Source organism: Rheinheimera sp. F8 (assembly GCF_001518915.1).
This window is the reverse complement of the sequence record NZ_CP013656.1, coordinates 339,639-362,850: the sequence shown is the minus strand read 5'-3', so window position 1 is coordinate 362,850 and position 23,212 is coordinate 339,639. Positions and strand designations below refer to the sequence as shown.

Sequence of the window (23,212 nt, the reverse complement as noted above, 5' to 3'; positions counted from 1 at the left end):
TCCAGGAGCTGACATTTTGACCTTTAGTAAAGCGTCCTCAGACTTACCCAAGCGTTGGGGTTATTTTGACTTTGGTCAGGCTGCGCCGCACCGGGATTTGCTGGTAATACTGGCCATCTTTGGTAAATACGCTGGTAACGGCGGTCATGCTCAGTGACTTGTAATCGGTCAGACATTTCTTTTCCGGATCAACTCCATATGATTCAACACCCTGTGTCAGGCAAGGGAATAAATATCCATAGACTTCAGTCCCGGAAAAATCGTATTTGCTATCGGGTTCTTTTTTCAGCAAAGACTTGGACAATTCGGCAGCCAGACTGCCCTGAGTGCCAATTTTCAGCAACAAAAAGGCGTTCTGTGACTCCAGACTTTGCTGAAACTGATCGCGCAGTTGTTCCATGCTGGCAAAGGTATACTGCTTTGCAGCCGCGCTGGCATTGCTGGTCAGATACAGCTTCAGTGTGGCCGGGTCATCAATTTGCAGACTGTTCAGATACTGTACTATCTCTGTGGTGTTCATCGACTGGTTAAAACCGTTATACAGCAACGGGACACCGGCATTGCCTAAGCCACAGATTAATAAGGTACATTCGCTGCCTTCCAGTTTCATTTGTGACGCTGACTCTGCCAGAAAGACTTCAGTGTCCTGACGGAGTTTGTTCAGGACCGCTAATGAAATGCTGTAATACATGTCACTGGTCAGCAGCTCTGTTTCAAGCTTGTCGACCGAACTGTCATCAATGGATAACCTGCCAATCAAAATATCCTGAAATATCAGCGCATCAGTCCGGCTTGAAAAAAATGGCTGGATCCATTCACTGGTTTTGGGTTTTTCTGCACTAATCACAGCCCGGGTAAAGTTTGCACCAAATGCATTGTCAAATAGTGTGGCCATGTCACTGAGCGGGCTGCAGATATATTTCTTCATGATGATCTCCAAATGATGAGTGGCATTGAATCGCCAGAGGTCGGTGGACAAATCAATGAATTCAATAAGCCTGCCAGAGTGTTGCAGCTATTAATTCCTGAATGAAAATAATGTTGAACCTCAATGGATTCAAATGTTTATTGTTTGTCAGATCTGCTGGTGGATATTGTTTACAACCATGAATACGGGTTGTTGTTAAAAATGATTGGTCAAAGATGGCCGGATCTGTCCATGGACAGAGATGAGTTGGATGATTTGGTCTGTTGATATTCTGCTGTCGAAATTAATTAGTGACAAATTCAAAAAAAATAAAGATGAATTCAAAAGCGCTACATGGCGCTGTGCTGCTAGCATCATTTTCATTTGGACATGGAGAGCCCCGAGTGAATGCTGCAAATGATTTGACCGCGATGTGTTCGGAGGTATTGCCCGGTGTCATCAGCCAGAATAAAGCGATGAAAACGCTGGCGGCCTATCTGGCGAAGATTGCGCTGAGTGATGCGGCTGTATTTCTGCATGGCGAAACCGGCACCGGCAAAGATTTGATCGCCCAGGCTATTCACCAGAAAAGTGGCCGCTTAGGGCGCATTGTCTGCGTGAACTGCGGCGCGATCCCGGAGAATCTGTTTGAATCGCTGTTTTTCGGCCACGAAAAAGGCGCGTTTACCGGGGCCGATAAAAAGCAACAAGGGTTTTTCTATCAGGCTAATTACGGCACTTTGTTCCTCGATGAAGTCGCTGAACTGCCGTTGGTCCACCAGGCTAAGTTATTGCGGGTGCTGGAAAGCCGCCAATTCAGCCGGATTGGCAGCAGTGAAACCGAGGCATTTACCGGGCGAATTATCAGCGCCTCGCACGTCAATCTGGCCGAGCAGGTGCAGCACCGGCTGTTCCGCGAAGATCTGTGGTATCGGATCAATCTGTTTGAAATCACCATACCGTCACTGCAACAACGCCGTGATGATATTCCGCTGCTGGCGCAATATTTTGCCCGCCTGACCAATCGGATCCGCTTTAGTAGTTGCGCCTTGAAATTACTGCAGTTTGCCGACTGGCCCGGCAATATCCGCCAGCTGAAGAACTGCGTTGACAAGCTGGCGGTGCTGGCGGACGGACCTGAGGTGACAGCAAAGAGTATTCAGCAACTGGCGATGTGTGCAGAACATGTCGACTGGGCGGATCGGGTGGCGCAGGAAATTATTGAAATGCCGGTCAGCAATAAACTGAAAACCATCCACGATGCGCTGATCGCCCAGGCGGTCGAGCGCAGCAATGGCAATAAAACCGAAGCGGCACGCCTGTTGGGAGTGCACCGCAAAGTCATCGAACGGCGGCTGGCCCAGATCCAGACCCGCGGTATCGCGGTGCATGAGGTCATGCTATGAGTCAGACTGAACCATCATTGACACCAGCAGACGCCGCCCGGCAACAGCTCCAGCAGCTGCAGGGGGAATCCAGCCAGTTGCTGGCGCAATTGATGCTGGCGCAACAACATAAACTGAGTCAGATGGTCAGGCAGTTGCAACATCAACCAGAGCCGGAGACCGTTGCGGCTGATGATGCACCCGCGGCGACACCAGGCAGTGCAGAAAATACCACGGAAGATCAAGCGACTTTGGCCGGCGTATTGCAATTGCAGCGCGACAATATGGGCAACCTGGACCTGTTGCTGCAGCGCATCCACGCGACGATGCAACGTGCGCTGGTAACAGCTGGTTCAGCGCAGGGAGGCAAACATGAAAACAAAACCGGTGCAGCTGTTTGAAGCGGTGAAAACTGCGGACGGCGCTTATGAATGTCAGCTGGTCAGTGCCGCTGCAACTGATGAACAGGCCGCACCTGCAGCGCAGGATGGTGCCGCCGATCCCGCGACGCAGCAAGTATTTTATCTTGATGCGAATTTGATGCAGGCCGTGTTGCCGGACTGGGCCGCGGAAGCGCAGGCGGTGTTCCTGCAAAGTCTGCACAGCAATGCAGCGGGTGGTCATACCGCATATTTTCAGCAGGTGCATGCCCGGTTTGAGCAGATGCGCCAGTCCTTGCAGCAGCAGTTAGATCAATTCAGCCGCTTTGGTTAATTTCGGTGGAGCCGTTAAATGAGTGTGTCAGTTGCCGCAATCGCTAAATCCACTGTGCAGTTTGAAGCTAATGAGCTGCAAGCCTTTCGTGCTTTTATTGATGTCAGTAAAGCATTAAAAGGCGCGGTGCAAACACAGCAGGATGAGGCCGCGGCCACGTTCAATGAGATGCAGGCTGCGCTGGATAGTCTGCAACAGCCGGTTCCAGCCAGCGGGCAGGCGCTGATCACAGTGCTGGAGTCAGACGCCGCCTATATCAGCGCGCTGCAGGCTGTGACCTTATTGCCAGCCGATGTGAACCAGCCACCGGTGGTATTGGCCTATATGCAGGCATTTTTACAGCAGGTGGAAAAGACGATGGCGCAGCAAGCAGATAACGCAGACAGCGCAGGAGGCGAAGGGTCATGAGTGAAAGCAGTAATGCCGCCGGTTCGGCGCAACAACTGATCCAGCCGTCGGTCAATCAGTCGATTGCGCTGGCGGTACAAAGTGCCGTCGATCTGATGCGGAATCTGAACACCATCGAGACCACGGTTATTGGTGTGGCATCGGCCAGCTGGCTGGCAAACCCGGAAATGACCGCATACAAAGATATTATCGAAAATGCGACCAAAACCATCACTTTTGCCGTCGACAACCTGGCCAAAGTCGGCACTGTCGGTGAAGGAGTGCTGACTGATTTAAAACCAGACTGACAGATCCGCGCGACCTGTGCAGCAAGCTGAGACTAAGGAGAATGTATGACAGAAATCAATCAGGCCATCGGGCAAAGTGTTGCACTGGTCAACGCGCTGACGCTGGGGATGGCGCCGGCGATGGCGCTGGGCAGCCAATATCAGCACCTGGCATATAACGTTGGTCTGGCCGCGCTGAATCAGCAATTTGCCCAGCAACAGGCCAACATCACGCATCAGGCCACGACAGTGGCCAGTGTATTACATAACTGGCGCTGAACCCGGATGCAGCCCGATAAACCAGCACAACCAAACATTGCTGTCGCGCTGCAGACCGTTGCCAGCGGACAGGACCTGCTGCAGCAGGCGCTGGCGCTGTTTGAACTGCAGCATATTCAGCCGGTGGCAATGGCATTCCCTGATGTGATCAGCGCCGGCGGCGTGGCACTGACGCTTCCTGATCCGGCCCGGTTGTTTGCCGAGCAGGAGCAGTTGTTTGCCGGCGTTGACAGCACTGAGTCTGAGTCTGACCCCGGGTCTGTGTCCGGCATGTCAGCTGAGCCGGCGCCGGCAGCCGATGCATCAGCTGATTCTGCCGAGTTACAGGCGATCCGCCAGATGTATGCCGCAGACTGATCCGATGTAACAGCGTTGGCTCCTGCCAAGATGAATGCGCTGATATGAGCTTACTGACGCCGCAAAGCCTGTTGCCTAAAGCCCGGCTGGAGCACGATTTGCAGCTGACGCTGAGCAACAGTGTGACGGGGCAGGTCGCGCTGTTGCAGCAACAACGGCCACGCATTTACCGCGATATGCAAAGCGACTGGTTGGTGCCATACCAGCTGCCACCATTAGCCGGTCCCGCGCAGACGACTGCTGAACCCGCTGTCCCGCCGACGACTTTACCCGCTGATTTACCCTGTTACTGGCAGCAACTGATCCTGCCTGATCGCTCCATTTGCGCTGAACTGGTGCTGATGCGCCATGATCACATTCTTTATCTCAGTTATCTGAATATCTTACCGCCGGATTTTGGTTTGTTCAGTCCACTGTGGCCGCGACAGGCGATGCATTATGCCGACAGCCTGATTGGCGAGACGCTGGGCAACATCGCCGCGTTTGCCCGCGCAGACGGTGACCTGGCTATCGTTTGTACCCTGATTAATCCGAATCTTGCTGCCATTTTTGTTCATCAGCAATTTGTGCAAATCCCCGGCGGTAACCGGATCGTTGGATTGCCGCTGCCGGCCCGGTATGTCCGGCCGTTGCGGAATTTGTAAACGCTGCGCTATTCCGGCACTGCGTCGTGTTCAGCAATCCCGCTGCCGGGCTGTGACTTTGGCCGATGCACGATAGACGGATCAGACCGCCGCAATCAGCAAAGTGGATGAAATGCGCCGCATCATGCTGGCCCCTGCGCTTAGCATTTGGCAAAAAATCATTGAAAAACAAATATAAAACAGTTAGTTACGATTTCTGTCTGCGATGTTTTTCACTGGCACAACCAATGCAATCTTCAGGCAGAGTCCCTGAACACGGATTCGCAAACAACGTACTAGCGGTTCATAAACCATGGAGAAAGATTATGTCGAGTGCACAACTTGTAAATGGCGCGGTCGTCGACTCTGTCACTATTACCAACACAAAAGTACTGGCTGAAGCCCCGGCAATGGCGATGGGCAGTTTGTATCAGACTATCGGCAATTCCGTTGCGATGGCGGCGGCCAATGCGGTCTATGCCCAGCAACAGGCGAATGTGGTGTATCAGGCTTCGACCACCCTTGGGGTGACCAAACTGTTCTCACAAAACTCGTAACCACCCGTTGGTTCTACGCTCGTTCATTGGGAGATTAGCTCATGTCACAACCATGCAAAGTAAACGGAGCCATCGTTGATGCGGTCGCCGGCTCCAATGCGTCTGTCGGTGCTGTTGCACCGGCAATGGCAATGGGAAGTCTATATCAGACGATTGGTAACTCTGTGGCAATGGCAGCGGCAAACGCCGTTTATGCCCAGCAACAGGGCTGGGTCACCTTTCAGTCTGCCGGGACCTTAGGGATCACTAAATTGTTCAGCCAGAACAAGTGATTTACAACGATTAATCCATTCGTAAGTAGGCAGATGCCACTTCAGGAGAATTCATTATGTCAAATGCTCCAGCTCAGCCAACAGTCGTCAACGGCGCTGTGGTCGATTCAATTGTCACTACCAATACCAAAGTGTTAGCCGAAGCGCCGGCGATGGCGATGGGCAGTTTGTACCAGACCATTGGCAATTCGGTAGCGATGGCCGCAGCTAATGCGGTGTACGCGCAGCAGCAGGCTAACGTTGGCTATCAGGCCGCCAGCACTTTGGGTGTGACCAAACTGTTTGCAGATAACAAATAACCGGTTTTTATCAGTGTAAAAGGAGAACACGATGAGTAGCACATCTCAACCAACCGCAGTCAATGGCGCCATTATTGATGCAGTCACTATTGCCAATACCAAAGTGCTGGCCGAAGCACCGGCGATGGCGATGGGCAGCTTGTATCAAACTATTGGTAACTCAGTGGCGATGGCGGCTGCTAACGCAGTGTATGCGCAGCAACAAGCCAATGTGGCCTATCAGGCTGCGACCACGCTGGGTGTCACTAAGCTGTTTGCGCAGAACAAATAATCAAAGCCGCACTCTTTGAAAAGCGCCCGGGCCGGGCGTTTTTCAGGAGGCATTTGCCCTGACCCGCGCACGTTGAGGCGTCGTGACTGTGGCGATGATCATCAGACAGGGAACTATTATGTCCGACACCAATTACATCAAAAGCTCAATGGCCATCAATGACGAAGTGCAAAGTCAGAGCAATGAAACGCTGCAGACGTTGTCACTGGGAGCGCTGGTTAATGCGACCTCGTTGAGCATGCTGAACAACACATCAAACCAATACGCATCACAGACGCTGGCTAATTCCGCGATGGTGCAGGTCTGTAACAAAATTCTGAGTTCATAAACCGGGCCGGTCTATGTATTCATTGATCATTTCAGGAGTCTGCTATGCCCCCGACACCACAGGCTGCCGAGATCTTCAGCTGTCTCAAAGCCTCATTTAATCAGACGGATAACAATGTTCAGGCGCAATGGTCGATTGATTTCAACCGGCAACAAAACTGCTTATTGCTGTCGGTGCAGCTGGGGCCGGCGGACGCGCAGCCGGCTGGCAGTTGTCTGCAAAGCATTATTGATATCGACGGTCTGAACACGCTCAGTGAATTTCTGGCGCAGGTCAAAATGCAGATGGGAAATGCGGGCTGCGCTTAAGCCAGTCCGACGCCGCTGCCACTAACCAATGAGAACCGCATATGACTGATCAAAAACAGCAAACGCCGCCAAGTTCGAAGCTGGGTCTGACGGCGGAAGAGGCCGCCGGCGCATCTATTGCCCAATCTATCGCGCTGGCGGCACAAAACGAAGTAGATGCATACCGTAATCAAAACACCGTGAACATGGTTGCCATGGGAGTGGCGTATGCCAAGTGGCTGCAGAATCCAATGCTGGGTCAGCAATATAGTGAGGTGGTGAAATCGGCACGGCTGAATCTGGATCAGGCGGAGTCGCAGGCGGTGAAAGCCTATGCCAGCAGAGCTGATGCAGCGCCACCACCACCGCCTGGTGGTGCAGCCCCAATGTCCAGCCGCAGTTCGTCAGCGGCGACGGGAACTAATCCGCCTTCAGGTTCGAATCCGCTGGCCGGTAAGGTGTTTAGCTATTTTTTGTCGCCGCCGGCCAAGCCGGACGGCTCGTAACCATTCCTTACTGTCGCCGGAACTTCGCCAGAGGTTACCGGCGACGTGGTTTGATCCTGTTTTTCCTGCTCATTTTAGTGATTGCTCTGCTGACATTGCGGGCTGGCTAATCATTGGCACTGTTTTGCAGCGAGTCCAGCAGATGTTGCATCACACTGCTTTTTGCCGCAGCCCGTTGTTGCTGTAGTGCCGCCTCTGACTGCAGTGCTGTAGATATCGCCGCCAAATCAATGGCTTGCCGGGTTGCTGTCACAGCGTCCTGCGGCGACATCTGTTTTAACCAGCTGGCGGGTTGCCAATACCAGCCAAAGCGGTCAAACACCGCAACCTGTTCATCAGCTGACATCTGTGATGCCTGTTACAGCTGCAGTGCGGGCAAACTGCAGTGGCCCGGTGCTATGCCTTCGCCTGTCGACTCTGGCGCTGCGCTGGCACCAGCTGTCTGCTGAACAATAGAGTCAGCTTTTGGGTCAATCGTTGGGTTAGCCACCGGCAACTGAAGCTGCGGGAAGCGCTGCAGCAATTGCTGATATAACTGCTGATGCCAGTCGAACAGCGTTTTGAGGTTGTTGATTTGTTGTGTGCGCGCCTGGAATTCCTGCTGATAATCAAACCAGTGCTCGGCATCCGCCGGTTGCGGACAGCTATACATTAAATCGATCAGAGCATTTTGCGTGTCCAGATATAAGTGACAAACCTGCTCCGCCTGCAGCAGACCGGTCTGCTCCGGCATTAACTGCCAGCGCTCATTGAACACAAACAATTGCTGCATCTGTGTGGCAAACGCCGACAGTCTGGTCGGGCTGAGGGGTCTTTGCTGGTAAGTGTTGTCTGCCGCAAAGGTCAGGCATTGCTGCAGCAGCGAATTCAGCTGCAGAAAATCAGGGGTGTCGGTTGAGATCATGTCCATTTTTATCGCTCCCTTAGTCATATCGGTTGTAATTCTGCGCGCTATCCGATGCACTGCACTTTGTGGGGCCGGCTGAGCCAGTGTCTGTCTCGGCATGGCCGTGCTTTGCGGCACAGTTTGCGTCGGCTCGGCGCCATTGTTGCTGCGGCGCTTGGTCACAGTAACTATTCAGCTCGCGGTAAAACAAACAGACCTGGCTGAACAATTGCTGACATGCCGCCTGGTGCGCCGGATCTCCATCCAAAGTAGCCAGTGTCTGCAAAATCGGCCCAAACTCAGCAATTAAGCCTTGGACCAACGGCGTGGACACGGCATGGCCATGGCTCTGACAACACAATAAGCTGGCCTGCTTCAGCCAGTGCAGCAGCTGTTCGGCACTGTCGGCTGTGGCATTGCACTGTCTGAGTAGTCGGACGAAAAGGATCGGATCTGTTTGCATAAAACCTCCGCGGGCGGGCGCACGACACTGCGCGCTAAAAGTCAGAGCAGAAGCCAGATACGTGCCAATCAGCTTGCGCGGCAGACGTGGACCGCAGGACTGCCGATCAGCGGGCGCGTAGCAAGCGAACTCAGGGTGGTCCTGTCGGTAGAGCAACAGACTACCGCGTTGCAATACGGTGCGATCCGGCCAGTTGTTCCAACGTCGCGGCGTGTTCTGACCATTGCAGCTATCACTTCTGCTCATCAAGCAGCTCCTGACGGATTTGTTTCGGGCTTTGTTTAAACAGATTTTTAAAGGAGGTGGAAAAATTGGCTTGTAACGGATACCCCATCCGGGCGGAGATCTCCTGAATACTTAAGTTGGTATCAAGCAATAACTGACGGGCTTTTTGCATGCGCTGCAGCCGTAACCAGGCCGATACGCCCATATTCAGTTCCGTTTTAAACGCTTTGGACAGACTGTTGCGGTTGGTATTCATCGCCTTACTGATCGAGCTCAGGGTCAGCGGTTGTTCCAGATGCTGCTGAATATAACGGCAGGTTTTTTCGACCAATGCTTTGGGTTTGCGGTAAAGCGCTGGCAGATTGTCGGATTGAACGCTGTGCAGCAGGCTGTGGCTGGTTTTCTGTTGTTGTGGTGAAAATGCGGTCAATGTTTTTTGCCAGACTTGCATCAGTTGCTCAACCGGTGCCTGTTCCAACGGACCCGTTAAGCGAAATGTGTGACTGTGCAGATGAATGATGGCCGCCGTCTGGGCGCTGGCCGTCAGCACTTGTTGCACCAGCATAAAGCGGCTTTCATCCTCGGTAATAAAAACTGTCATTTTTTTTGGGATTGTGTAATTCAATAAAATCGATGCTGTCGGTGCAAACACATTGATATTCTGTAGTCAGTGAATGCCACCACGGCATCTTTGTTGGTGGATTGTTTGAAATGAAAACCAGAATTAAAGCGTCGTTGTACATAGGAGCCTCTGTTGATGAATTTATTGGTTCACAATCAAAAATAAGATATAAATTTGTCACATATTTGTATTTGTCGGTTTTTCGGAACTAACCGGCCTTTTGCAACAAATATGTTTCATTGCAAGGAACGTTAAACAAAAAAGTATTAAGTTTTCCGCAGTTTTGCCGTGCAATTGTTGGCAACTCGAATCGAGTGTCGCTTTATATCTTTGTGATGAAAATTTGATATATTTTCTAAGCTGCTAAAAACAAAGGCCGCAATAAAGCGGCCTGTTGCTAATTCCTGCCTTCAGCGACGATGTCACTGCAGGACAGTGTCTGTTACAACTCGCTGTGCGGACCAAAGACTTCATAGTGGATTTGGGCTGCAGACACGCCGATTTGTAGCAACTGATTTTTCGCAAACTGCATAAACGCGGCCGGACCACACAGATAAAACTGACCTTGTTGGCGCGGCAGCTGATCTTTCAGTGCGACGAGGTCCATCAATCCCGCGCTGACCAGACCTGTTGATAAATCGTCCGTCGTCACTTGCTGATACCAATAATGCCGCTGCAGATTGTCCTGCAGCTGGGCAAGGCTATGCAGCCGGCTGACGAACGAATGCTGAGTACGGTTTTCACAGGCGTGCAAGAACCAGACTGGCGTGTTGTGGCCGCTGGTCACCAACGTTTCCAGCATTGCCAGCATTGGGGTCAGGCCAACACCTGCCGAGATCAGCACCGTCGGTGCAGGCTCTGGTTGCAGATAAAAATCGCCGGCCGGTGGCAACAACTCCAGCACGTCACCGACCTGAACCTCGTCATGCAGATAATTCGATACCAGACCTGGTTGTGGCAAAGTCTCGTGTTTGACGCTGATACGGTAAGTCTGGCCATTGGCCCGGTCGGACAGCGAATACTGGCGGATCTCGATGTTGGTCGCCAGTGGCGGCTTTACTTTGACGCCGAGATACTGGCCAGGCAGATAATCCAGCACTGGCTGTCCGTCCACAGGCGCGAAGACAAAGCTGCAGACCAGCTCAGATTCCATGGTTTTAGCGATAACTTTAAAAGGTTTTGGCCCATACCAGCCTCCGGTGGCGCTGCGTTTTTCGGTATAGAGTTGCTGTTCACGGCCACTCAGAATGCCTGCCAGCAAGGCATAAGCCGCGGTCCAGGCGTCCGCTACTTCAGCGGTAAAAGCATCAGGCGCCAGTTCTTTCAGCGTGGCGATCAAGTGATGGCCGACAATGTCGTAGTGCTGCGGTTGAATAAACAGGCTGGTATGTTTATTAGCCACCCGTTCCACCACCTCGCGTAACGCCGCCAGATCATCGATATGCCTGGCATATGATGCTACAGCACTGAACAGCGCGAACTGCTGGCGGCCACTGCGTTGGTTACTCATGTTAAAAATATCCAGCAGCTCCGGATGGGCATTGAACATCCGATTGTAAAAATACTCAGTCACGGCGACGCCGGCGCTTTCCAATAATGGCACTGTGCTTTTAACCAGACGGATCTGTACTTCAGTTAACATAACTACCTCTTCATAGCAGGGGGATCTCAGCCCGGCCGGCCATCCAGCCGGGGTGAAGTCAGGATGGGCCAATAGACCCGGGTGAAAATGGCAAAGGCGCCTAACCACAAGCCGGCACTGCTGTACCAGCTCAGTTGTGGTTGTGGCAAAAGTCCGGCACCAGCGCGCAGCAACCCACTGATTAGCACTGCTGCAAAAGCCAGTGCCAGCAAACGGCTGACTTGTAACGGTCTGCCGGTATGGCCCAGTGCGACCCGCGCCATCATCGCCAGCATCATGCCGGCCATGGCACTGATGCCAACCAGATGCAGTGCATCTTTAAATAGGGTCGGGTGCGGCAGCGTTGCCGGTGTGGACAATAGGGCGATGGCCATCAGCGCCAGGCCACAGGCCAGCGCCAGATTGGCAACATGCAAAGACCACAATAACGGCTGCGTCAACAGCTTTGGCGTAAACCAGTAACCAAGGCGTAGTAAATGCAGCATGGCGACCAGCAGCATCAGCCAGCCAGGATTCAGCCAAGACCACCAGATACTGCTGATAAACCCAAGCGCGCCGGCCACTGCACTGACCAAGAGCAACAGATCGAGCCGTGGCGTCTGCGGTTGTGGCGTATTGGTTGCTCTGGCGGTGAAAAACGGGATCACACGACCGCCTAACACGCCCATCAGCACAGCAAACAGCAGGATCATGCTGTGACCGAGATGCAGCGCCTGCAGGTAGTGGCCTGCGGCACTTTGTTGTAAAAACAGCAGGTTGAGCAGGGCCATGCCAGTTAACATCAGCAAAAACTGATAGTTGCGGCGGCTGCGGGCGCGCCAGAGCTGGCGGCTAAGCGCGCCAATACTCAGCAGCCACCAGCTGCTTTGCACCAGCATGAGCAGCAGCAGGCTGTGTCCGGCGCTGGCAAGGGGATCGGTGAAGGCCAGTACTCTGGCACTCAGCCACAGCAGACTCCAGACCAATAACCAGCGGCGATTCAGCGCTGGGACTTGCGTCCAGTTTTGCGCTGCAGTGAGTAAAAAGCCGATGGCAACTAAAGCACCAAAGCCAAACAGCATTTCGTGGACATGCCACAAAGTGCCACTCAGGGCGGCGGCGCCGCGGATAACGCCGCTGAGCTGGGCCAGCCAGATGCTGATGGCAACTACAGCCCAGATCCCCGCCAGTAAAAAAGCCGGTCGAAATGGCATCGCCAGTAAAGGCAACTGTGGTGCGGTTGGTTGCAGGTTGTCAGGGCGCAGCATCTCAACACACTTCCCGTGCCAGGCCGTATAAGGCGATACAACGGCAGACGTAGCAGATTTTAATCAGGGTGGCACTGGCGATCAGCAGCACATGACCGACGACAAGTTGCGGTAGGGAAAATAACTGTTCAAACGGATAACAAATCAGCACTGTCGCAATAAACAGGCAGACCGACAGTAGCAGGCCCCAATTGGCGGCGCGCAATAACGACAGGTAGACCGGCTGATGGGCTAAGCTTGATTCCAGCAACATAAACACCTCAGAACTGATTGATATTGTCTGAGTTATTACAGTTAATGTGCCAACATTTATTTGTGATATAAATCAATGGTTTGTGCTATATTGCTGTATGATTGTTGTCATTATGACTCTTATTTTCAGTTGTCATATAGACTCTTTGGTGTCATTTTGTCTTGACATAAAACATGAGCTCACTGATGAACTCCGACAATCATCTGTTATTAGAAGTGGCATTAGATCTGGCCAACAGTATTAACACTGAAGATCGTTTTGACCGGCTGCTGAGTAGTATCCGCAAAGCGATCCGCTGTGATGCAGTGGCGTTGCTGCGGCTGCAACAGCAGGTTTTGATCCCGCTGGCGATCCAGGGACTGGCCGCCGATACGCTGGGCCGGCGCTTTTTGCTCAGTGAACATCCGCGGCTGGCTGCGCTGTGCCGGGCCGAGGGCGTGTATCGTTTTCCGGCGGATTGTCCGCTGCCTGATCCTTATGATGGTTTATTGCTGGCGCATAGCGGCGAGTTGCCAGTGCATTCCTGTATGGGGCTGCCGCTGTATTCCGATGGCCAGTTGATGGGCTTAGTCACCATCGACAGCATGCAGCCCGGTGCTTTTCAAAGCATCAGTGACCGCACGCTGGCCCTGATCGCCGCGTTATCGGCCGCCACATTAAAAACAGCATTAGAGCTGGCTAAACTATCAATGCATGCGCATCAGGCGCGGCAACTGGTGGAAGAGCTGACGCAAGAAGCGTTGCTCAAAGATGGCGGCGAACTGATTGGCCACAGTGGCGCCATGCAGGCGCTGCAGCAGGATATCAACCTGGTTGCCGGCTCGGATTACACCGTATTAATTCTGGGCGAAAGTGGCGTCGGTAAAGAACTGGTGGCGCGCACGGTGCACAAAAAGTCGGCCAGACACCGTGGACCGCTGGTGCATCTGAACTGCGCGGCCTTACCGGAAACGCTGGCGGATGCAGAGTTATTTGGTCATGCCCGTGGTGCTTTTACCGGTGCAGAGCGCGAAAGACCCGGCAAGTTTTTACTGGCAGATGGCGGCACCATTTTCCTCGATGAAATTGGCGAGTTGCCGCTGAGTATTCAAAGCAAGTTGTTGCGGGTGCTGCAAAGCGGCGAGATCCAGCCGGTTGGCAAGGATCAGGTACAGCAGGTCAACGTGCGGATCATCGCCGCCACCAACCGCGATCTGCAACAGGAAGTGCAACAAGGCCGTTTTCGCGCTGATTTGTATCACCGGCTGTCGGTGTATCCGTTGACGGTGCCACCGCTGCGCCAGCGCCCGGACGATATCCTGTTATTGGCTGGTTATTTTATCGAACAGACCCGGCGTAAGCTGGGCTTACGCCAGCTGAAACTGGCACCTGCCGCGGCGCAGGCACTGCAGGCTGCGGCCTGGCCCGGCAATGTGCGCGAACTGGAGCATGTAGTCAGCCGTGCGGCATTAAAAGCCTCAGGACGGGAAGGGCGTCATGGCATCCTGACGATGCTGGCGGAGGATTTGGCGCTGACATCGGCTGCAATGCCAGTTATTTCAGCTTCGGATGAGATTGTTGCATCGCAGCCGTTGACCGATTTAAAAACGGCGACTGAAGCATTTCAGCGCCAGTTGATCCAACAGATGCTGGCGCAGACCAACTGTAACTGGGCCGAAGCAGCACGCCGCCTGCAACTGGATCGGGCCAATTTGATGCGGCTGGCGAAACGGCTTGGGATCAGCACAGGGCGGGTTATTCAGACTAACAAATCCGGCTGAGCGAAAATGACAAATTCCTTGTCCGAAGTCAGATTATCCGCCGGAAAACTTTGCTATGTTTAGCAATAGGTTATATATCATTAGTTTTGTCAGTTCAGCATCAGGATCGTAGCCGCGCGGAGGGCTCATGAGCAGTTTATTAACCAGTATCGATTCAAAGACCAATATGGTCGGGAAAAACCGGCTTGAGCTGTTGTTATTCCGGCTGAATTCCGCGCAGTTATTTGGCATTAACGTGTTTAAAGTCCGTGAAGTACTGACTTGTCCTGAGCTGTCGGCCTTGCCTGGCGCGCACTCCCATGTCCGTGGCATCGCCCATTTACGCGGCGAGCCGGTGACAGTGATTGACCTGAGTCAGGCGACCGGCGGCCAGCCGGTGTCAGATCTGGCGAATGCTTATATTTTGGTGACCGAATATAACCGTAATACCCAGGGTTTTTTGGTGGCCGGTGTGGACCGGATCGTCAGCAGCAGCTGGGAGCAAATCCATCCGGCGCCGCAAGGCGCGGGCAAAGCGCATTATGTGACAGCCGTGACCGAAGTAGATAAAAAGCTCGTGCAAATTCTTGATGTTGAGAAAGTTTTTAACGAGATTTCACCAGCCGACGAGACGGTCAGTGAAGCGGTCAAAGAAAAATCCAAAGACGTTGATTTTAAAAATCTGGTGGTGCTGGTGGCCGACGATTCGGCGGTGGCGCGTAATCAGGTGAAACGGGCATTATCGGCGATTGGGGTTGAGATCCAGACCGTCAACGATGGCCGCTCGGCACTGAACTGGCTGAAAAACCTCGCTGATGAGATTGGCGGTGATATTTCGCACAAAATGCCGCTGCTGATTTCGGATATTGAAATGCCGGAAATGGATGGTTACACCCTCACTGCGGAAGTGAAAGCTGATGAGCGGCTGCGCAATATTCACATCGTGTTGCATTCGTCGTTAAGCGGCGTATTTAACCAGGCGATGATTGAAAAAGTTGGCGCCGATCAGTTTATCGCCAAGTTCCACCCGGATGAGCTGGTGTCGGCAGTACAAAAATGGATGTCAAACCGGGCGCCAGAGGCTTAGTCAATCAGCCTACGTTGAAAAAACAAAACAGCGCCGGTGAGCGCTGTTTTGTTTCGTGGCCTGGGTTCAGATAAACAACGAGTCGCGTTGTACCTGCACTGGCAGGCTGCCGTCGCTATAGCGCCAGATGCCTTTACACATCACGGCACGTACTGCCAGCGTGGTTTTGTCCAGCAACACTAAGTCGGCATCTTTGCCTGCAGTCAACTCACCTTTTTGTGGCAATTTCAGCACCCGGGCTGGGTTCGTGGTGGCAACGCTAAGCGCCACCGGCAATGGCACACCAAGCCTGATGGCTGCCACCACTTCTTCCAATAAACTCGCCACCCGACCGATGCCCAGACCAATAAATTGATGTTTATCGTCAAACAACGGCAATGATGCATTGGCATCGGACGAAAAAGTGATCCGGCTGCAATCCAGCCCCTGTTGCCAGGCCTGAAACAACGCCTTGGCGCACTGCACTTCACCGGCTGCCAGTTCCTGCACTGTGGTGCTGGTGGTGAAATCGATCCAGCCGCCGGCGTTTAAAAAGGCAAAACCTTGTTCCAGCAGTTGCTGGTTACGATTCATATGGGTCGGATAAAACTGCGTCAGCGGAATATCACTGCTGGCCGCGACGTCCAGCAACAACGCCACACCGGCTGGTGCAGGCCCGACATGTACACTGACGATACCGGCTTTGCCGGACAACATACCGCCAACGCGGGCTTCAGCGGCCAGTTTTTTCAGTTCGTCCGGCGTCGGTTGTGAACTGCGGTGATCGGCAATGGCCACTTCACCAACACCGATAAACTTGTCAATCAGCAGCAAATCCTCGCTGATGCTCGGAAACAAGGTGCGCACCGGGATCTGATAAGAACCGGTATGGCAATAACAGCTCAGACCTTCTTCGGTCAGTGCATGGGCTTTGGCCAGCAGGTTAGTCAGCGTGCGGGTAATGCTGTCAGTGCCTAGCACGCCGACCAGGGTGGTGACACCACTTTTGAATGCATCGTCCGCATTTAACTCTGGTGTACGGGTGCGAAAGCCGCCTTCGCCGCCACCGCCAATGATATGGGCCAGCGAATCGACCAGGCCAGGCACCAGATAACAGCCACTGGCATCCAGTTGCTGTACTGCTGCGCCGTGAATATCAATGCTGGCAGCGATATTCGCGATACGCCCGCCACTGACCAGCACTGCTGGTGTGCCCAAGGCTTGTGGACTGAAAACTTCTGCATGTTGGATCAGGGTGATCATAGGATCCCTCAGTTAAAAACCAATCCAGACGGCTACCGCCATGGCGCTGATACTCATCAGTGTCAGCAATAACCATAACGACCACATCGCTTTGAGCCAGCGGCTGAATTCAACGCCGGCAATGGCCAGCGTCCCCATCAGCGCAGGGGAGGTCGGATAAAATAAATGCGCCAGGCCATCACCGAGTTGAAAGGCCAGCACCGCCGTCTGGCGCGAAACGCCGACTAAATCCGATAACGGTGCCATCAGTGGCATCGTCAGCGCGGCCTGGCCTGATCCCGAGGTGACCAGAAAATTAAATGCACTCTGAAATATCAGCATGCCTTGCGCCGCAACCATCGAGCTGTGGCCGTCAATAGTGCTGGCGGCGTGCTGCAAAATGGTGTTGATGACTGAAGGTTTGGCCGGATCTGTGCCGCCAAGCAGCAACAAAATACCTTGGGCGATACCAACCACCATGGCGGCCGGTAACAGCTGGGCGGCGCCGGTTTTAAAGGCGTCGACATAGTCATTGCTGCGGCCTTGCTGTGGCAAAAACAGCCGGGCTAATACAGCGGAAACACAACCAATCACCAGAAACTGGCTGGCAATCTCGCGCAGGTAATATCCTTGGGTCACCACGCCCCAGACCAGCCAGACCATGCCGGCGGCAAAACACAGCACAATCAGCAGATGCGGCCAGGCGAACTTCTGCTCCAGCGCAAAAGGTTGTACCTGTGCTGTGCCTTGCTGGTGTTTCCGCAGCCGCTCAGCGCGGCTCATCATCCAGATGATATAAATCAGCGTGAACACCAGCCACATCACCATCCGGAAGCCGGCGCCGGACAGTGGCGGTAAACCGGCAATACTCTGGGCAATGGCCACTGAAAACGGGTTCATCCAGGAGGTGGCAAACCCCACCTGAGTGGCGCCGTAGGTCAGCAACACCCCCGTGATAGCGTCGTACCCCAGTAAGCGGACCAGCGGCACCAAAAACACGGCAAAGGCCATGGCTTCTTCACCCATGCCAAATACGGCGCCGCCTAACGAGAAAAACAGCGCCATCACCGGCAGTAATAACCGGGCTTTGTGTTGTAGCCGGTTGATCAGCCATTTCAGCATTTCGTCGATAGCGCCGGTTCTGAGCACAATGCCAAAACTGCCGCCGACCAGCAGGATAAATACCACGACGCCGATGGCGGAGCCGGAGCGGCTGCCAGAGGTCATGCCGTCAAAAAAGGCGCTGAAAAAGCCGGTTTGCTCGCCGGCAGTGAACAGCGGGGCTAACGAGGCTTCGCCCACCGCCTGATAACTGCCGGCCTGCAGCAGATGACGGCCGGTTTCGGCATCCAGCCGGGTTGCAAATTGGCCCGGCGCGAGCAGGGCGGTGAGTAATAACGCCAGCAGCAACACGCCAGCGACGATGAGCAGCGTATCGGGCATCTGCCAGCCGCGGCTTGGGCTGGCAGGTGCTGATGAGGAGGAAGATGGTTGCATCGGGTTATCCTTTGGTTGCAGTCAACTGCAGACTAAGCGGCTGCGCGACATAATGCCAGCGGCCGTCACTGCGTTGACAGGCCGCGACTTGCCCCTCATGACCAAGTTGCCAACGTACGGAAAACCCTGGCTGCACCAGCGGCGCATAGGTATCTGCGTCGACCTGAGCGGCCGGCAGGCGCGGCGGCGTGCCACAAGTTAACTGGCCCTGATACTGCACTGCGTTGTTTTGTCCCGCGCTGCCTGGTCCCTCGCTGTGAGATGTTTTGCTGCCCGGCAGCCAATGCAGCGTATCACCCGGTAACAAGCGGCTGACACGCAGGCCCGCTAAGTGTGCGGACCCTGTATTCAGGGCTAAATCCCCCCTTGCGGCTGTGCGGTCAATGATCCAGACCGCGCCACTGCCACGGACTTCCAGCATGGCTTCCTGACCATTGCCGTCCTGATCCCGGGCAAAACGGGCGCGCAGCACTGTGGCTTCATCAACGCCAAAACCTGCCGGCGCTTTGGCGTCTTGCACCAGGCGCAATAAACGGCCTTCGCGGTTGCGTTCGCGAAAATGCGTGTCGGCAATCCCCAGGCTGAATAGCTGCAAACCGCCTTGTGGCCGGTAGGTCAGCTGTTCGTCTGCCAGCACTTTGCCGCAGCTTTGGGTCAATCGGCACAAGGGTGCGTCGATATCATGTGCCAGCGCGCCATATTGCAGCGCATGGCTACTGCGACCACCGCTAATCATCGCGATATCCGCAAGCGGCCGGCCAGATTGCACCGCATTGCCGGCGCTGGAACCGCCGAGCGGCACTGCTTCAAAACGAACGCGCTGTAGCAGCCGTTCAGTCAGCGCCAGCCACTTGCCGTCAGGGCCGGTCAGGGCGCGTAACGTCAGCGATTGATCGCCGCCATTGATAAACACCACATCGGCCTGTTCCACTAAAGCGGCCATTGCTTTGGGATCGCGGCACAATTTTTGTTGTTGTGCGGCCAGTTCCGGGTAACGTTCAGCGCGGCGCAGTTGACCGGAATGTTTTAACCGGCCTGCTTCAATCGCGTTGCAATCCCAGGGCTGTGCTTGCTGACTCAATGCTGGTTCCAGCGGCAGCCAGTCGACATCGGCGCCTGCGGCCTGAAACAGTTGCTGATAATAATCGACCCATTCATAGGGGTTGTAAGAGGACGCAGTGATCAGCAGCAGCCGGGGCTTCTGCGTCACCGGTGTTTGCGGCTGACGCAGCTGGCGGCGTTCGCGCGCCGAGGCGATAAAGCCCTGGAACAAATCCTGCGTGACGGCATAAGTGCCGGGCCAATACACCGCCATCCGGGCGGTGCTGCCGTCTGGGCGTTGCGGCCGGATCTCGCAGCTGTCTTCAATCGCACTTTGTTCATCGCCGTTCAGTTTGAGCTGATCTGCGAGCTGCTCCAACTCCGCGGCACTGAGGATTTGATTCTGCTTCGCGCTCAGTGCCTGCAGCACCTGAAGACGCCGGGCCTGTGGCGCTGCATCAACCGGCCAGTGCGGCAGTTGTTGCAGCAGCTGCAGGCTGTTTTTGTCGCAACGAAAGGTCTTGCTGGTTTGCGCCTGCTGCCCGGCAAAAAACTGCTGTGCTGCCTGCTGCTGCGACACTTCGCAATATTCAGGTTCGACGCTGGAACAAATGCGCTCGCCGCCGCCAAATAACCATAACTCTTTGCCGGGCAAAGCCTGCGCCGCAGCGGCTGCCTGAAATGTGGCGAGCAGCAAAAGTGACAGCGCCGGCAACGCCAAAGCGTGCCGCTTCAAAGGAACTAACATGAGAACTCCGGAAAAAAGACCAGCCGCCGCGAAGGCAACAAAATGCGGCAGCTGGTGCTTGTTAAAACGAATAACGGGCGGTCAGGCGCACCGATCTGGGCGTCTGATAGTTCAAGTCATGCAGGAAGTTCGGGTTACGTCCTGTATCCTCGAGCGACACATCGCCTTGTTCGTCGTACTCGGTGACTTGCTGACTATTCAGCAGGTTATACACCTGCATTTGCAAACGCAGCCCTGGAACTTTCACCGGTTGATAGGTCAGACCGGCGTCCAGCGTGTAAGTCCAAGGTGTACGGCCGTACTGTCCGCGTTGCGTCAGTGTTTGCTCACCGGCTTCATTGCGGCAATACAGGGTCGAAGCGGCATACCGTTCAAACACTTCATATTCCGGGTCGTCGACATCAAAGGCCGGGTAACCAAAACAGCTGACGGGCCGACCGGATTGCACCGCCAGATTGGCCGAGACTTCCAGTTCGTCGGTCAGTTCATAACCGCCAAACACCTTGAAGCTGTGGCGGCGGTCGTTTGACAGATAGCCGTTGGTACCATCAACAAACATTTTGTGGTCGAAGTCGTTGGTCAGGCCGGGTGATTCTGCTTCAAGGAAGCTGTTGACCAGTCCTTCGGCATTGCCTTTGCTGTACGCCAGCGTGTAGCTGCCCTGCAAATACCAACCATCACTGCGGCCGCGTTCAAAGAAAAATTCCAGCGCTTTATAGGTGCGTTTGTATTCTTCCAGCTGCAGATAGTCGTTGGAGACTGTGACGCGTTTCAGTTCACCGTCGCCGGCAACATCCATATCCATCTGCAGGTCGCGGCCCGGGTTGACGATAATGCAGGTGGCCAGGGTGTCGGCGTCAAAATCGTCATAACCCTGATCGGCGGCGAAGTCGATAAAGGCCTGACGGCCGCAATAATCGTCAACGCCGTTTTTCACTTCCCGGGCGATGGCTTTGACTCCGCCGGTCCAGCCGTCAAACAACTCGCGCTGATACCCGACAATCAGTTCGTCCTGCAACATCGGTTCTAAGTCAGCAGAAGCAACCGTGGCCGGATCCGGCGAAGTGTTGCGGCCGCTGGTCAGCGTATCGCCGAGTTTTTGCCCGAGCTGGCGTGGCGCCTGTGTCACCGGATCGACAGTGCCGTCATACAGATAATATTCGGTGGTGACATATCGCCAGTTCGACGCCCGAACGTTGGTATTGGCGGCGATTGGAATAAAATAACGGCCGGCATTGGCAAAAACTTTGGCGCTGCTGTCTGAATTGACATCCCAGGCGAAGCCTAAACGCGGCGCCAGCATATCTTTAGCATCGACAAAAGACACACCGTCGCTGTTCAGGTTGTCAAAAGATTCATTGCGTAACCCGGCGTACAGCATCAGGTCATCAGTGACATGAAAACTGTCTTCAAGGTAAATCGCGTCATTTTTCACTTCATAACTGCCTGAAGGCGAGCTGCGGGTGCGCTTGCGCACCACATGGGCGTCTGGTGCCACGTTAACACCGTTCCAGCGGTCCGCGAATGGCAGCGGGGTGTAGCGCCGGTAGAACACACCACCGGAGTATTCGGCACCGGCGCGGTCAGAAGTGAAAGTCTCGCTGTCATAACCAAACCTGATGGTGTGCGCGTCTAACGTCCATTCGCCGTCGATGCGCAGCGCTTTGCGCTCGTCTGTATTGGGGCCAAAACCGGCTACGCGTACATCAATTTCGTTCCAGCAGCCGACGTTAATCTCAGCGTCGTTATCCTGATCATAGATGTCAACCAGCGGACACTCGTTGCCTGGCAGCGGGTCAGGTGTCACATAAGCAGCGTCGGTTTTCAGATAGCCGTACATCACACCTAAGTTAAAATTGTCAGTCAGCTGGCCGGTGTATTTACCGATGAGGATATTGCCGCCGTCGCGTTCCTGATATTGCGTGCGTAAATTGCCATGCTGGCCGGTATAAAATTGTTTTTCCGGATTGCGGTATAAGGTGTAATCAGTTTTATTGACGTTGCGGATACCGGTCAGCTCAAAAATATGGCTGTCGGTGATATACCAGTCCAGTTTCAGTAAAGCATTCGGGCTGTTGTTGTCGGTTGCTGTGCTGTTATCGGATTCAAAATAGTCAGTGCTGTGTTTTTTACCTTCAACCAGACCGTAGATAAACAATTTATCCTGAATAATAGCGCCGCCACCGCCGACGCTATACACCAGCTTGTCTTCTTCGTCATCTGAGCGATAAGCCGAATAATAGCTGTTTTCACCCGGCGCTATGCCCGGCACTTTGCTGACGACATTTTTGCCATGACCGGCGAGACTGGCCGGGTCCCAGACCACAGAGCTGGTAAATTCCCAGTCATTGCTGCCGCGTTTGGTGACGATGTTGATGACACCGCCCAAAGCGCGGCCATATTCAGCGCCATAACCACCGGTTTTGATCTGCTGTTCACCGATGGCATCAAACGGCACTTTGCCGTAAGACAAAAAAGTGCGGGCGTTGGTGACGTCAAAGCCGTTGATGTAATAGCCGTTTTCCGCAACTGAAGCGCCACCGAATGAGGCCAGATTGCCAAAGCCACTGTCGCCGCGCACTGTACCAGGCGCTAACAAAGCCACGTCAGAAATATCACGGCCGACCGGCAACATTTCCAGCTGTTCGGCGCTAAATACGGTACTGGATTCAACAGAAGACGTGTCAATCGGGTTGATGGCGCGGCCTTGTACGGCAATGCGTTCAATATCACCTTCAGCGAAACTGACCGGCGTGCCGGTGCCAAGCGACACTGTGACTTCACGGGCGATACCGGCGTTTTCCACTTTATAGCGGCCGCCGGGTAACTGACTAAATTGGAAACGACCGTTTTGGTCGACCTGGATTTGCCGTTTCAGCCCGGTATCCAGATTCTGCACCGTGACAGTGCTGCCTTTGGTCGCCTGACCAAAAATCGAGCCGACGGACAAATCTGCCTGAGCGGCAGGGGCCAGCGCCAGTGCGACCAGCGAGGCCAGCGCGGTTTTTTTGAGAATGTTCAAACTGTTGCGTTGCATAGGATCTCCAGCGTTGTGCCTGTCTGTGCTTGCCTGATATTTATT

Annotated in this window: 29 protein-coding genes; 17 read left to right on the top strand and 12 right to left on the bottom strand. The window is 54.1% G+C overall.

Annotation, left to right across the window (positions count from 1 at the left end; translation table 11 throughout):
• Positions 1-43: 43 nt before the first annotated feature.
• Positions 44-928 (bottom strand): hypothetical protein, encoded by an 885-nt coding sequence (locus ATY27_RS01730; RefSeq protein ID WP_208932453.1) that lies wholly within the window; start codon positions 926-928, stop codon positions 44-46.
• Between the two features lie 383 nt (positions 929-1,311).
• On the opposite strand from ATY27_RS01730, the gene ATY27_RS01725 reads away from it, so the two are divergent.
• From ATY27_RS01725 to ATY27_RS01655, 15 genes are all read left to right on the top strand, one after another.
• Positions 1,312-2,313 carry a sigma-54 dependent transcriptional regulator gene (locus tag ATY27_RS01725; protein WP_208932452.1) on the top strand — a complete coding sequence of 334 codons (1,002 nt, stop codon included), beginning with the start codon at positions 1,312-1,314 and terminating at the stop codon, positions 2,311-2,313.
• Positions 2,310-2,693 carry a hypothetical protein gene (locus ATY27_RS01720; protein ID WP_208932451.1) on the top strand — a complete coding sequence of 128 codons (384 nt, stop codon included), beginning with the start codon at positions 2,310-2,312 and terminating at the stop codon, positions 2,691-2,693. The genes ATY27_RS01725 and ATY27_RS01720 overlap by 4 nt, the downstream gene beginning before the upstream one ends.
• Complete coding sequence (locus tag ATY27_RS01715; RefSeq protein ID WP_208932450.1) at positions 2,665-3,006, top strand: hypothetical protein; 342 nt, start codon at positions 2,665-2,667, stop codon at positions 3,004-3,006. Before ATY27_RS01720 ends, ATY27_RS01715 begins: the two co-directional genes overlap by 29 nt.
• An 18-nt stretch (positions 3,007-3,024) precedes the next feature.
• Positions 3,025-3,414 carry a hypothetical protein gene (locus ATY27_RS01710; protein WP_208932449.1) on the top strand — a complete coding sequence of 130 codons (390 nt, stop codon included), beginning with the start codon at positions 3,025-3,027 and terminating at the stop codon, positions 3,412-3,414.
• Positions 3,411-3,701 (top strand): hypothetical protein, encoded by a 291-nt coding sequence (locus ATY27_RS01705; RefSeq protein ID WP_208932448.1) that lies wholly within the window; start codon positions 3,411-3,413, stop codon positions 3,699-3,701. Before ATY27_RS01710 ends, ATY27_RS01705 begins: the two co-directional genes overlap by 4 nt.
• A gap of 45 nt (positions 3,702-3,746) precedes the next feature.
• Positions 3,747-3,959 (top strand): RebB family R body protein, encoded by a 213-nt coding sequence (locus ATY27_RS01700; RefSeq protein WP_208932447.1) that lies wholly within the window; start codon positions 3,747-3,749, stop codon positions 3,957-3,959.
• 6 nt (positions 3,960-3,965) lie between these two features.
• A complete protein-coding gene (locus ATY27_RS01695; RefSeq protein WP_208932446.1) occupies positions 3,966-4,316 on the top strand; it encodes a hypothetical protein in 351 nt (116 codons plus the stop codon).
• A gap of 44 nt (positions 4,317-4,360) precedes the next feature.
• Complete coding sequence (locus ATY27_RS01690) at positions 4,361-4,960, top strand: hypothetical protein (protein WP_208932445.1); 600 nt, start codon at positions 4,361-4,363, stop codon at positions 4,958-4,960.
• A gap of 305 nt (positions 4,961-5,265) precedes the next feature.
• Positions 5,266-5,496, top strand: a complete 231-nt coding sequence (locus ATY27_RS01685; RefSeq protein ID WP_208932444.1) for a RebB family R body protein — start codon at positions 5,266-5,268, stop codon at positions 5,494-5,496.
• Between the two features lie 41 nt (positions 5,497-5,537).
• Positions 5,538-5,768 (top strand): RebB family R body protein, encoded by a 231-nt coding sequence (locus ATY27_RS01680; protein WP_208932443.1) that lies wholly within the window; start codon positions 5,538-5,540, stop codon positions 5,766-5,768.
• Between the two features lie 56 nt (positions 5,769-5,824).
• Positions 5,825-6,067, top strand: a complete 243-nt coding sequence (locus ATY27_RS01675; RefSeq protein WP_127700394.1) for a RebB family R body protein — start codon at positions 5,825-5,827, stop codon at positions 6,065-6,067.
• 31 nt (positions 6,068-6,098) lie between these two features.
• Positions 6,099-6,338, top strand: a complete 240-nt coding sequence (locus ATY27_RS01670) for a RebB family R body protein (RefSeq protein ID WP_068062437.1) — start codon at positions 6,099-6,101, stop codon at positions 6,336-6,338.
• A gap of 118 nt (positions 6,339-6,456) precedes the next feature.
• Complete coding sequence (locus ATY27_RS01665; RefSeq protein ID WP_208932442.1) at positions 6,457-6,666, top strand: hypothetical protein; 210 nt, start codon at positions 6,457-6,459, stop codon at positions 6,664-6,666.
• A gap of 44 nt (positions 6,667-6,710) precedes the next feature.
• Positions 6,711-6,974 (top strand): hypothetical protein, encoded by a 264-nt coding sequence (locus ATY27_RS01660; protein WP_208932441.1) that lies wholly within the window; start codon positions 6,711-6,713, stop codon positions 6,972-6,974.
• A 41-nt stretch (positions 6,975-7,015) separates the two neighbouring features.
• Positions 7,016-7,459, top strand: coding sequence for a hypothetical protein (locus tag ATY27_RS01655; RefSeq protein WP_208932440.1), 444 nt, complete (start codon positions 7,016-7,018; stop codon positions 7,457-7,459).
• Between the two features lie 106 nt (positions 7,460-7,565).
• Here ATY27_RS01655 and ATY27_RS01650 read toward each other — a convergent pair whose 3' ends face one another.
• The 7 genes from ATY27_RS01650 to ATY27_RS01620 all read right to left on the bottom strand — a co-directional run bounded on the left by ATY27_RS01650 (position 7,566) and on the right by ATY27_RS01620 (position 12,797).
• On the bottom strand, positions 7,566-7,805 hold the full coding sequence (locus ATY27_RS01650) for a hypothetical protein (protein WP_208932439.1): 240 nt from the start codon (positions 7,803-7,805) through the stop codon (positions 7,566-7,568).
• A 12-nt stretch (positions 7,806-7,817) separates the two neighbouring features.
• Positions 7,818-8,369 (bottom strand): hypothetical protein, encoded by a 552-nt coding sequence (locus ATY27_RS01645; RefSeq protein ID WP_208932438.1) that lies wholly within the window; start codon positions 8,367-8,369, stop codon positions 7,818-7,820.
• 13 nt (positions 8,370-8,382) lie between these two features.
• Positions 8,383-9,054 (bottom strand): hypothetical protein, encoded by a 672-nt coding sequence (locus ATY27_RS01640; RefSeq protein WP_208932436.1) that lies wholly within the window; start codon positions 9,052-9,054, stop codon positions 8,383-8,385.
• The gene (locus ATY27_RS01635; protein WP_208932434.1) at positions 9,041-9,634 is read right to left on the bottom strand and encodes an AraC family transcriptional regulator; all 594 of its coding nucleotides are present in this window, start codon (positions 9,632-9,634) and stop codon (positions 9,041-9,043) included. The genes ATY27_RS01640 and ATY27_RS01635 overlap by 14 nt, the downstream gene beginning before the upstream one ends.
• Positions 9,635-10,097: 463 nt before the next feature.
• Positions 10,098-11,297: an NO-inducible flavohemoprotein gene (gene hmpA / locus ATY27_RS01630; RefSeq protein ID WP_208932432.1), complete on the bottom strand. Its 1,200-nt coding sequence runs from the start codon at positions 11,295-11,297 to the stop codon at positions 10,098-10,100.
• A 26-nt stretch (positions 11,298-11,323) separates the two neighbouring features.
• On the bottom strand, positions 11,324-12,544 hold the full coding sequence (locus ATY27_RS01625; RefSeq protein WP_208932430.1) for an NnrS family protein: 1,221 nt from the start codon (positions 12,542-12,544) through the stop codon (positions 11,324-11,326).
• 1 nt (position 12,545) lies between these two features.
• On the bottom strand, positions 12,546-12,797 hold the full coding sequence (locus ATY27_RS01620) for a hypothetical protein (RefSeq protein ID WP_208932428.1): 252 nt from the start codon (positions 12,795-12,797) through the stop codon (positions 12,546-12,548).
• A 185-nt stretch (positions 12,798-12,982) separates the two neighbouring features.
• Between ATY27_RS01620 and norR the strand changes: the two genes are divergently transcribed.
• Positions 12,983-14,557 (top strand): nitric oxide reductase transcriptional regulator NorR, encoded by a 1,575-nt coding sequence (norR, locus tag ATY27_RS01615; RefSeq protein WP_208932426.1) that lies wholly within the window; start codon positions 12,983-12,985, stop codon positions 14,555-14,557.
• Positions 14,558-14,684: 127 nt separating this feature from the next.
• Positions 14,685-15,623, top strand: a complete 939-nt coding sequence (locus tag ATY27_RS01610) for a chemotaxis protein CheV (RefSeq protein ID WP_208932424.1) — start codon at positions 14,685-14,687, stop codon at positions 15,621-15,623.
• 66 nt (positions 15,624-15,689) lie between these two features.
• Here ATY27_RS01610 and iadA read toward each other — a convergent pair whose 3' ends face one another.
• The 4 genes from iadA to ATY27_RS01590 form a co-directional block, all read right to left on the bottom strand.
• On the bottom strand, positions 15,690-16,865 hold the full coding sequence (gene iadA, locus ATY27_RS01605; protein ID WP_208932423.1) for a beta-aspartyl-peptidase: 1,176 nt from the start codon (positions 16,863-16,865) through the stop codon (positions 15,690-15,692).
• A gap of 12 nt (positions 16,866-16,877) precedes the next feature.
• On the bottom strand, positions 16,878-18,341 hold the full coding sequence (gene yfcC / locus ATY27_RS01600) for a putative basic amino acid antiporter YfcC (RefSeq protein ID WP_244151388.1): 1,464 nt from the start codon (positions 18,339-18,341) through the stop codon (positions 16,878-16,880).
• 4 nt (positions 18,342-18,345) lie between these two features.
• The gene (locus tag ATY27_RS01595; protein WP_208932421.1) at positions 18,346-20,130 is read right to left on the bottom strand and encodes a cyanophycinase; all 1,785 of its coding nucleotides are present in this window, start codon (positions 20,128-20,130) and stop codon (positions 18,346-18,348) included.
• Positions 20,131-20,191: 61 nt separating this feature from the next.
• Complete coding sequence (locus ATY27_RS01590) at positions 20,192-23,167, bottom strand: TonB-dependent receptor (RefSeq protein WP_208932419.1); 2,976 nt, start codon at positions 23,165-23,167, stop codon at positions 20,192-20,194.
• Positions 23,168-23,212: the final 45 nt, after the last annotated feature.

Bases quoted from the DNA above. Each gene is read 5' to 3' on its own strand.
- ATY27_RS01655 (WP_208932440.1), top strand. From the start codon at position 7,016: ATGACTGATCAAAAACAGCAAACGCCGCCAAGTTCGAAGCTGGGTCTG.
- ATY27_RS01670 (WP_068062437.1), top strand. From the start codon at position 6,099: ATGAGTAGCACATCTCAACCAACCGCAGTCAATGGCGCCATTATTGAT.
- ATY27_RS01690 (WP_208932445.1), top strand. From the start codon at position 4,361: ATGAGCTTACTGACGCCGCAAAGCCTGTTGCCTAAAGCCCGGCTGGAG.
- yfcC (WP_244151388.1), bottom strand. From the start codon at position 18,341: ATGCAACCATCTTCCTCCTCATCAGCACCTGCCAGCCCAAGCCGCGGC.
- ATY27_RS01695 (WP_208932446.1), top strand. From the start codon at position 3,966: ATGCAGCCCGATAAACCAGCACAACCAAACATTGCTGTCGCGCTGCAG.
- ATY27_RS01620 (WP_208932428.1), bottom strand. From the start codon at position 12,797: ATGTTGCTGGAATCAAGCTTAGCCCATCAGCCGGTCTACCTGTCGTTA.
- ATY27_RS01705 (WP_208932448.1), top strand. From the start codon at position 3,411: ATGAGTGAAAGCAGTAATGCCGCCGGTTCGGCGCAACAACTGATCCAG.
- ATY27_RS01720 (WP_208932451.1), top strand. From the start codon at position 2,310: ATGAGTCAGACTGAACCATCATTGACACCAGCAGACGCCGCCCGGCAA.
- hmpA (WP_208932432.1), bottom strand. From the start codon at position 11,297: ATGTTAACTGAAGTACAGATCCGTCTGGTTAAAAGCACAGTGCCATTA.
- ATY27_RS01715 (WP_208932450.1), top strand. From the start codon at position 2,665: ATGAAAACAAAACCGGTGCAGCTGTTTGAAGCGGTGAAAACTGCGGAC.
- ATY27_RS01650 (WP_208932439.1), bottom strand. From the start codon at position 7,805: ATGTCAGCTGATGAACAGGTTGCGGTGTTTGACCGCTTTGGCTGGTAT.
- ATY27_RS01595 (WP_208932421.1), bottom strand. From the start codon at position 20,130: ATGTTAGTTCCTTTGAAGCGGCACGCTTTGGCGTTGCCGGCGCTGTCA.
- ATY27_RS01685 (WP_208932444.1), top strand. From the start codon at position 5,266: ATGTCGAGTGCACAACTTGTAAATGGCGCGGTCGTCGACTCTGTCACT.
- ATY27_RS01710 (WP_208932449.1), top strand. From the start codon at position 3,025: ATGAGTGTGTCAGTTGCCGCAATCGCTAAATCCACTGTGCAGTTTGAA.
- ATY27_RS01660 (WP_208932441.1), top strand. From the start codon at position 6,711: ATGCCCCCGACACCACAGGCTGCCGAGATCTTCAGCTGTCTCAAAGCC.
- ATY27_RS01590 (WP_208932419.1), bottom strand. From the start codon at position 23,167: ATGCAACGCAACAGTTTGAACATTCTCAAAAAAACCGCGCTGGCCTCG.
- ATY27_RS01730 (WP_208932453.1), bottom strand. From the start codon at position 928: ATGAAGAAATATATCTGCAGCCCGCTCAGTGACATGGCCACACTATTT.
- iadA (WP_208932423.1), bottom strand. From the start codon at position 16,865: ATGATCACCCTGATCCAACATGCAGAAGTTTTCAGTCCACAAGCCTTG.
- norR (WP_208932426.1), top strand. From the start codon at position 12,983: ATGAACTCCGACAATCATCTGTTATTAGAAGTGGCATTAGATCTGGCC.
- ATY27_RS01700 (WP_208932447.1), top strand. From the start codon at position 3,747: ATGACAGAAATCAATCAGGCCATCGGGCAAAGTGTTGCACTGGTCAAC.
- ATY27_RS01610 (WP_208932424.1), top strand. From the start codon at position 14,685: ATGAGCAGTTTATTAACCAGTATCGATTCAAAGACCAATATGGTCGGG.
- ATY27_RS01665 (WP_208932442.1), top strand. From the start codon at position 6,457: ATGTCCGACACCAATTACATCAAAAGCTCAATGGCCATCAATGACGAA.
- ATY27_RS01635 (WP_208932434.1), bottom strand. From the start codon at position 9,634: ATGACAGTTTTTATTACCGAGGATGAAAGCCGCTTTATGCTGGTGCAA.
- ATY27_RS01680 (WP_208932443.1), top strand. From the start codon at position 5,538: ATGTCACAACCATGCAAAGTAAACGGAGCCATCGTTGATGCGGTCGCC.
- ATY27_RS01625 (WP_208932430.1), bottom strand. From the start codon at position 12,544: ATGCTGCGCCCTGACAACCTGCAACCAACCGCACCACAGTTGCCTTTA.
- ATY27_RS01640 (WP_208932436.1), bottom strand. From the start codon at position 9,054: ATGAGCAGAAGTGATAGCTGCAATGGTCAGAACACGCCGCGACGTTGG.
- ATY27_RS01675 (WP_127700394.1), top strand. From the start codon at position 5,825: ATGTCAAATGCTCCAGCTCAGCCAACAGTCGTCAACGGCGCTGTGGTC.
- ATY27_RS01645 (WP_208932438.1), bottom strand. From the start codon at position 8,369: ATGGACATGATCTCAACCGACACCCCTGATTTTCTGCAGCTGAATTCG.